Here is a 6,645-nt window from a genome sequence, read left to right as displayed (position 1 = left end):
ATTTCTATACATTAATTTGACTTTCCTAATCGATTTGTTCACATCTTATTTCAATCTACTATACTAACAATCTGCTGACAAAGATTAAACTTATTGTGAACCTTACTAGTAAGTGAAATGATAGGCAAAGAGTCTTAAAAATAAGAAAAAGGCATAGTATCAGATGTTGAAAATAACTTGATACTATGCCTTTTATTGTGGGAAGATTTACTTCATTTTATCTAGGAATTGTTTTTGACAAAACTTTTTTTGTTATATTTAAGGATATTTTAAGATTGTATTTTAGAAAAACAATTATAGAGTTCTTAATACGGAATATAGTATAAATACTGATTCAAAGTGGAGTTTTGTATGCTTTTTACTTTTGTTGCGTATAAAATCTATTAACTAAAGTCTAACTACAAACATTAATTTAAGATGAAGTAAATTGTAACCTTCAGAAATGTCTCTTACTCGATTTCAGAATGAATCGCTGATACAGGATTAAAAGAACTAAGTATTTCTTTTTGTTTTGAATGAGATACGTGAGTATAGATTTGTGTGATTGATATAGAACTGTGTCCAAGAATTTGTTGAATATATCGAATATCTACATCACTATCTAGAAGCATTGTCGCAAAGCTATGTCTAAACATATGCGGTGTAATAGTTCTAGAAAAGTTATTTTGTTCAACGATTCTCTTTATTACTAGACGTACACTTTGCTCTGACAATGGTTTAAGTGAATGTTTCCCTGGGAACAAGAAATCATTAGATTCATTTCTTGTTTTATTTATATATGTTTCTAATAAATTGAATGTTTTTTGATCTCCTAAAAATAGGATACGTTCTTTCTTACCCTTTCCTATAATATGGAGTGTCTTATTGGACAGATTGATGTCTTTGAGATGAATGTGGCAAAGTTCAGAAATTCTGATGCCTGTTGAAAGTAAAAGTGAAATAATTAGTAGATTTCTTTCAGCGTGTTGTTTTTGATAATCAGTTTTAGATAGAACTACTCTCTGCTCTAAATATAAAAAAATACTTTTCAGAATGTCATACGAAATCGTTTTAGGCAATACTTTTTCAGTTCTAAATTGAAAGCGCAATTGATTGAAGGGATTCTCTTCAATTATGTTCTGGTATTTTAGATAGTTATAAAACACCTTCATACAAGCAATTTTTCTTCTTAATGTATTCGTTTTTATGTTAGATTGTGTCAACTGTTCTATATAGGATTCGACATTATCATAGTCTGAGTTATAAAATTGCATAAGATCATTCTTATAAGCGCGAATCGTGTGTGAACTCAAACGCTTATGAGTTTTGCAATAATCTAAGTAAGTAGAAATAAGTTTATAATCCATAAAAATCTCCTTTATCAATAATCATGCTATTATAAACCTATTTGGGTGCTTTGTATAGCGATAATAAATTGTTATCGGTAGGAGAGATATATTTTGGAAGATAGGGTATTTTTTTGTTTTTCAGGTAAAGATAGATTAGTTTATGCTCAGTCTCTAAATTTTCATTTAAAAAATTTAGGTATTGAAGTGTGGTACGATTATGAAAAACTGTATCTAGGAGATGACGGTGACTATGTCAATATTGAAGAGGGAGTAGAACAATCTAAGATATTTTTACTTTTTATTTCAACACAATTATTTCAAAGTACAGGAGCAGTGTTAGAATTAGATGCAATTAAAGCCAAAATTGATAAATATCAAGGAATAGTAATTATTCCCATTCTTTGCGAGATAACCAGTAGCCAAATTCCTAAGAAATATAATTGGATTTCTAAGTATATATATGGAGAAATGAAACTTGATATTTCTAGCGGAACCTATGATTTATCAATTGATATACTAAAACGTTTACTGTACGAACAATTAAAGTCAGTAGAAATAAAAAATCTACTGACTTTAGAAAATATAACAACAGATAAATTTATCAATATTATTATTGATAAATATAATTATATTGATAAAAATTGTTTTAGCACTAGAATTACAATGCTGTATACATTGATTTTATATTGTTTAGAAAAATACAATATTAATGATAATATTTCATATTATAGTAGTAGCTTCATTTTTAATAAAGTTAAATTTAATATTCAACCAACTTTAAAAGAAATAGCTTGTATGGAATCAATTATACTGGTATTAATCAATAAAATTGAAGGATATTTCTTCAATAATATGTAATACTAATTCCGCTAGTTTGTCTGGACTATTTTCCGAACATAATTTCTCAATATAATTTTCTAAATAAGGGTATTCAGTTATACTTGATTTTATTTTCTCCCCTAACTCTGCTGCAGCAAATCCAGTGCTAGCAATTGGAATGATATAATTTCCTTGTTCTTTCGAAATTTTAATTTCTTCCCAAACACCCCTAGAAGTGACAATGTCACCTTTACTATTGATTGCCTGACCATACATAACAATAGTAAACTTTGTATCCGATATCAGATTTCGTCTATAAGACGTATCCTCATCTAAACTCATATCGTGAGCGAATGGTCGCATAATTAAACGTTTTTCAATATTAGCCTCATTAATTGAGTAAAGTTTTTGTATGCTGGAACCTGAAATGTAATAGCCAATGTTCTTTCCAAATCCAGTAACTATATTGTATCCTCCGTCAATTAGTTTTTCGACTAAAGATTTCGAAAGGTTATATGCTCTAGTCTCCTCTAGTGCATCATCTAAACTACCTGAGATATAAATATTTTTACTAATTGTTTTTTCTTTTATTTCCCTCAAAATTTCTTTAATGTCTTCGGGAGTTTGGACCAATAAAACTTTTATGTTGTACCTTTTTCCTAAATCATCTATAAAAAGTTGAAAATTTTTATCCCCAGGCTTATCTATCATAATTGTATAGAATGCTTTATTATTCTTACCTATGTAACTATGTAGCTTTTGAATAGATTTTAGAACAATATCATCAGTAAAACTATAACCAATAAATAAAAAAGTATTAGTAACTAACTCTCTTTGAAAAAAACTTAAAAATAACTCATGATTAAGGTAATAGTTTTCAATATCAGATTTTGAAATAACAATTTTTGAAATACTACCTATATCTCCGTTAAGCTTGAATATATTTACTCTATTTTTCAAACTAACAGATCCTAAGTCTTGTTCATCATGAATACTATTAATATTTATTTTTTGATACTCAAAATTCTTCTCTATTACTTTATCAAAATTAGTTGTCCAAATTGATTTGAAACCAATTTGGACAATTATTTTCATTAGTTCGCTTTCATAATCAAATTTGTTAATTTTATGATTTATTAGTGAATATAATTCTCGCTCACTATACTCATTAATAAAATATTGAGCAAGTTGAAAATAGTCTGTGATACTACTAATATCGAGTCCTAATTTTTCGGCACATGGGGTTAGAAGTTCTTTCCAAGTTGGAAAATGTGCATCTAAACTACTTCCTGCACCTAAAAATAATGATAATTCTCCATCATTAAAAGAGTCACTTATTTTTGTAATAAAACTTTTTCTATCCAAAATATATCTCTCCTACCGATAACAATTTATTATCATTAGTATACCATAAATTCATCTTCAGTAGCTTGAATTGTATAATGAATTTTTACTTAACATTAAATAGCAAACTCTGATATTGGTCAACTATAGCTTAAAACACTGTTTTGAAATTATATCTAATACTTTTGAGTCAATTACAAACTTACAACAATGAGATATTTATATAGTCTGAAGAAAATAAGTACAAATTTATTAGAAAATCGAGATTTCATAGGATTAGCACGAAAAATTTCAATTTTAGAACTATATCCCCTAATGAATTTGAATCAGTCTTTTTTAAAATTCTAAATGATATGATAGTATTTTCAAGTAAAAAGAAATTGCCCTGATTGGAGACCATATCAAATCTTTACGAAAGACACATGACATGACACAACCAGAATTTGCATGAATTGGGGGTATTTCACGTAATAGCCTTAGTAGTTACTAGAACGGTACAAGTCCACTTTCAACTGAGCTGATAGGTGCTATTTGCTAGAAGTTCAACGTATCCTATGTCGATATTGTGGGGAAAGAAGAAATGTTGAATCCGGTTGAAGATTATGAATTAACTTTAAAAATGAAGATTGTCAAGAAATGTGGAACAAAGTCTCCTATCTTGTCTCTATCGTTATCAAGACATTCCCTTTGATGATGAGAGAAATGATGAGTGTAGACTTGTCTGCTATGGTGAATACTAACATTTATCTGTTGACTACTTTAGAAGAACTGGAGCGTTACAGAGACTACTTGGATGGTATTTAGAGCATACTAGAAAACACCAGAAAATCGGATAGTAGCTTAATGAGTTTTTATGATATAGTGAGGAGGAGTTTGCCCGTACCTTAGCTTGCAATATTCACACACTGACGAGAGGAAAGAAAATGAGACAAAATCCAGTAGCTTTCTTTCGTGGCGAACTAGAAAGAAAACTATCCATTGTATCAAGCTCAAAGAGTTTCAGGGCAAAATAATCATTATTGATGTTGATAGTTTTCGAGCGCAGCATCCACTATTCATCAAAGAGAGATTCTCCAAGACCAGTAGAAAGAGAAACATCATAGAACACTTCTACAGGAAAACGTGTCACAACCTTATCATGTGATTATTGTGTTTGAAGTAATTCCCCTGCGTACTCATCAACCTTATCTTAATTTTTTGAAGAGAACTGAAGATAGGGGGCATAATCTTGTATTCTGATTTAAAATAGATTGTTGGAACATCAGGTGTTCTTGCAAGAGTAGAAAGATTTTTTTGATTTGGAACGGATTTCCTCATTTCCCACTTGTTGTATGAAGCTCTATTGATTTTCAATAGATTAGAGAGTTCAGATTGGATATTCTACGTTCTTTAAGATGAATACTAGAAAACATAAGATAAAAACTCCAGTTACTTTATTATATAAAATATTAGTTACTAATTTTTAACTACTCTGTAGTGTTTAAGTGGATTGTTATGAGAGCTTTTGCTCTCTTTTTTCATGTGATAACTTCTCCAATTATCCTCTGCTATACTTTTCTAAGCATGTAGAAATCTAGTTAAGATTTTTCAATGGGGGTTTGGGGGCGGAGCCACCAAGTTATCTTATCGTTGGCTGTCAAAACTAGAAGGTTTTGATAGGCTGGCGATATGATTTTTGGGATATTGTGGACACAATATCTGAGCTCGCAAAGACCGAACAAGAAGCAAGTGAGGTCTTTAGGAAGCGTACTGACAATGTGAGGTAGACTTACACTGTCAGACAAGTAGAATGTTGAAGGGATATCAGAATGGGACAAGAAATTAAGTCAATCCGAAAGCAATTTAGAATCACGAGACAAGAAGAAAAACAGATAAAAGAAATGATGAGGGAACAAAAAGTGGATAGTTTCTCAGAATTTCTTCGTCAAAATTTATTGAAAAAGAATTATCAGGATAGAATTTTTGAAAGTTGGTTCTCCCTTTGGCAGTCTCAAAAGTTTGAACAGATTAGTCGAGATGTGTATGAAGTTCTGGTTATCGCAAGAGAAAATCATCAAGTGACTCAAGAGCACGTCTCAATCTTATTGACTTGCGTTCAAGAATTGATTGCAGAAGTGAATCAAGTGCAGCCACTCAGTCGTGAGTTCCGTGAAAAATATATGGGTTAGGAGGATGTAATGGTTTATCGCTATCGTACCAATCTCAAAAAAGTATTTCTAACTGATCCAGAATTACACCAATTGAATGAACGGATTGCTAAGAGCAATTGTCAAAATTTCTCAGTCTATGCCAGAAAAGTTTTGCTTAATCCCAATATGTCATTTGTCACGATTAACACTGATACTTATGACCAGTTAGTTTTTGAATTGAGACGGATTGGAAATAACATCAATCAAATTGCGCGTGCGATTAACCAAAGCCATCTGATTTCTCAGGACCAATTACAAGAATTGAGTAAAGGAGTCGGAGAGTTAATTAAGGAAGTTGACAAAGAATTTCAAGTGGAGGTGAAAAGACTGAAGGAGTTTCATGGTAGTTACTAAACACTTTGCGACGCACGGAAAAAATATCGTAGGCGTTTAATTAAGTATATTCTCAACCCTGATAAAACGGACAATTTGAAATTGGTATCTGATTTTGGCATGAGCAATTACTTGGACTTCCCTAGTCATGCAGAAATGGTAGAGATGTACAATGTCAACTTCAGCAATAATGACAAGTTGTATGAATCCAGAAACGACCGACAAGAAAAACACCAACAAACTATTCATGCTCATCACCTCATTCAATCATTTTCTCCTGAAGATAATCTGACACCTGAAGAAATTAACCGCATTGGTTATGAGACCATGATGGAATTGACAGGAGGTCGTTTTAAGTTTATCGTAGTAACTCACACAGACAAAGATCATGTTCATAATCACATCCTAATCAATGCTATTGACCGCAATTCAGATAAAAAGTTGATATGGAACTATGCCTTGGAACGAAACCTCCGTATGATTTCAGACCGTATTTCTAAAGTAGCTGGTGCAAAAATTATTGAGAAACGTTATTCCTATCGAGGTTATAAAAAATATAGGGAATCTAGTCATAAGTTTGAATTGAAACAACGTCTTTATTTTTTGCTACAGCAATCTAAATCGTTTGATGA

General features: G+C 31.0%; 6 protein-coding genes and 2 pseudogenes. 5 read left to right on the top strand and 3 right to left on the bottom strand.

What is annotated here, in order from left to right; translation table 11 throughout:
* Positions 1 to 449 precede the first annotated feature (449 nt).
* A complete protein-coding gene (locus ADH54_RS05690; protein WP_049524366.1) occupies positions 450 to 1,346 on the bottom strand; it encodes a tyrosine-type recombinase/integrase in 897 nt (298 codons plus the stop codon).
* Positions 1,347 to 1,439: 93 nt separating this feature from the next.
* Here ADH54_RS05690 and ADH54_RS05685 point away from each other — a divergent pair, with 93 nt between their 5' ends.
* The gene (locus ADH54_RS05685) at positions 1,440 to 2,186 is read left to right on the top strand and encodes a toll/interleukin-1 receptor domain-containing protein (protein WP_049524365.1); all 747 of its coding nucleotides are present in this window, start codon (positions 1,440 to 1,442) and stop codon (positions 2,184 to 2,186) included.
* On the opposite strand, the gene ADH54_RS11340 is transcribed toward ADH54_RS05685, so the two are convergent.
* Entirely contained in the window at positions 2,145 to 3,512 is a 1,368-nt protein-coding gene (locus ADH54_RS11340; protein ID WP_080980799.1) for an SIR2 family protein, read from the bottom strand. The two genes, ADH54_RS05685 and ADH54_RS11340, sit on opposite strands and share 42 nt — an antisense overlap.
* Before the next feature lie 439 nt (positions 3,513 to 3,951).
* On the opposite strand from ADH54_RS11340, the pseudogene ADH54_RS11335 reads away from it, so the two are divergent.
* Positions 3,952 to 4,295, top strand: a pseudogene (locus ADH54_RS11335) (XRE family transcriptional regulator).
* Between the two features lie 321 nt (positions 4,296 to 4,616).
* Here the strand turns inward: ADH54_RS11335 and ADH54_RS12445 are convergent.
* Positions 4,617 to 4,808, bottom strand: coding sequence for a hypothetical protein (locus ADH54_RS12445; protein WP_239682660.1), 192 nt, complete (start codon positions 4,806 to 4,808; stop codon positions 4,617 to 4,619).
* Positions 4,809 to 5,299: 491 nt separating this feature from the next.
* On the opposite strand from ADH54_RS12445, the gene ADH54_RS05670 reads away from it, so the two are divergent.
* From ADH54_RS05670 to ADH54_RS05660, 3 genes and pseudogenes are all read left to right on the top strand, one after another.
* A complete protein-coding gene (locus tag ADH54_RS05670; RefSeq protein ID WP_049524364.1) occupies positions 5,300 to 5,659 on the top strand; it encodes an SAG1252 family conjugative relaxosome accessory protein in 360 nt (119 codons plus the stop codon).
* A gap of 9 nt (positions 5,660 to 5,668) precedes the next feature.
* On the top strand, positions 5,669 to 6,034 hold the full coding sequence (gene mobC / locus ADH54_RS05665) for a plasmid mobilization relaxosome protein MobC (RefSeq protein WP_000263039.1): 366 nt from the start codon (positions 5,669 to 5,671) through the stop codon (positions 6,032 to 6,034).
* Positions 6,021 to 6,645: pseudogene (locus ADH54_RS05660) on the top strand (relaxase/mobilization nuclease domain-containing protein); the annotation flags it as partial. The gene mobC and the pseudogene ADH54_RS05660, both read left to right, overlap by 14 nt.

The sequence above is a fragment of the Streptococcus pseudopneumoniae genome, from assembly GCF_001072315.1.
GTDB lineage: Bacteria > Bacillota > Bacilli > Lactobacillales > Streptococcaceae > Streptococcus > Streptococcus pseudopneumoniae_R.
The sequence above is the reverse complement of the archived record's forward strand: the minus strand, read 5'-3'. Positions and strand labels throughout refer to the sequence as shown.

Coding starts and splice junctions, on each gene's coding strand:
- mobC (WP_000263039.1), top strand. CDS start 5,669: ATGGTTTATCGCTATCGTACCAATCTCAAAAAAGTATTTCTAACTGAT.
- ADH54_RS05670 (WP_049524364.1), top strand. CDS start 5,300: ATGGGACAAGAAATTAAGTCAATCCGAAAGCAATTTAGAATCACGAGA.
- ADH54_RS05690 (WP_049524366.1), bottom strand. CDS start 1,346: ATGGATTATAAACTTATTTCTACTTACTTAGATTATTGCAAAACTCAT.
- ADH54_RS12445 (WP_239682660.1), bottom strand. CDS start 4,808: ATGAGGAAATCCGTTCCAAATCAAAAAAATCTTTCTACTCTTGCAAGA.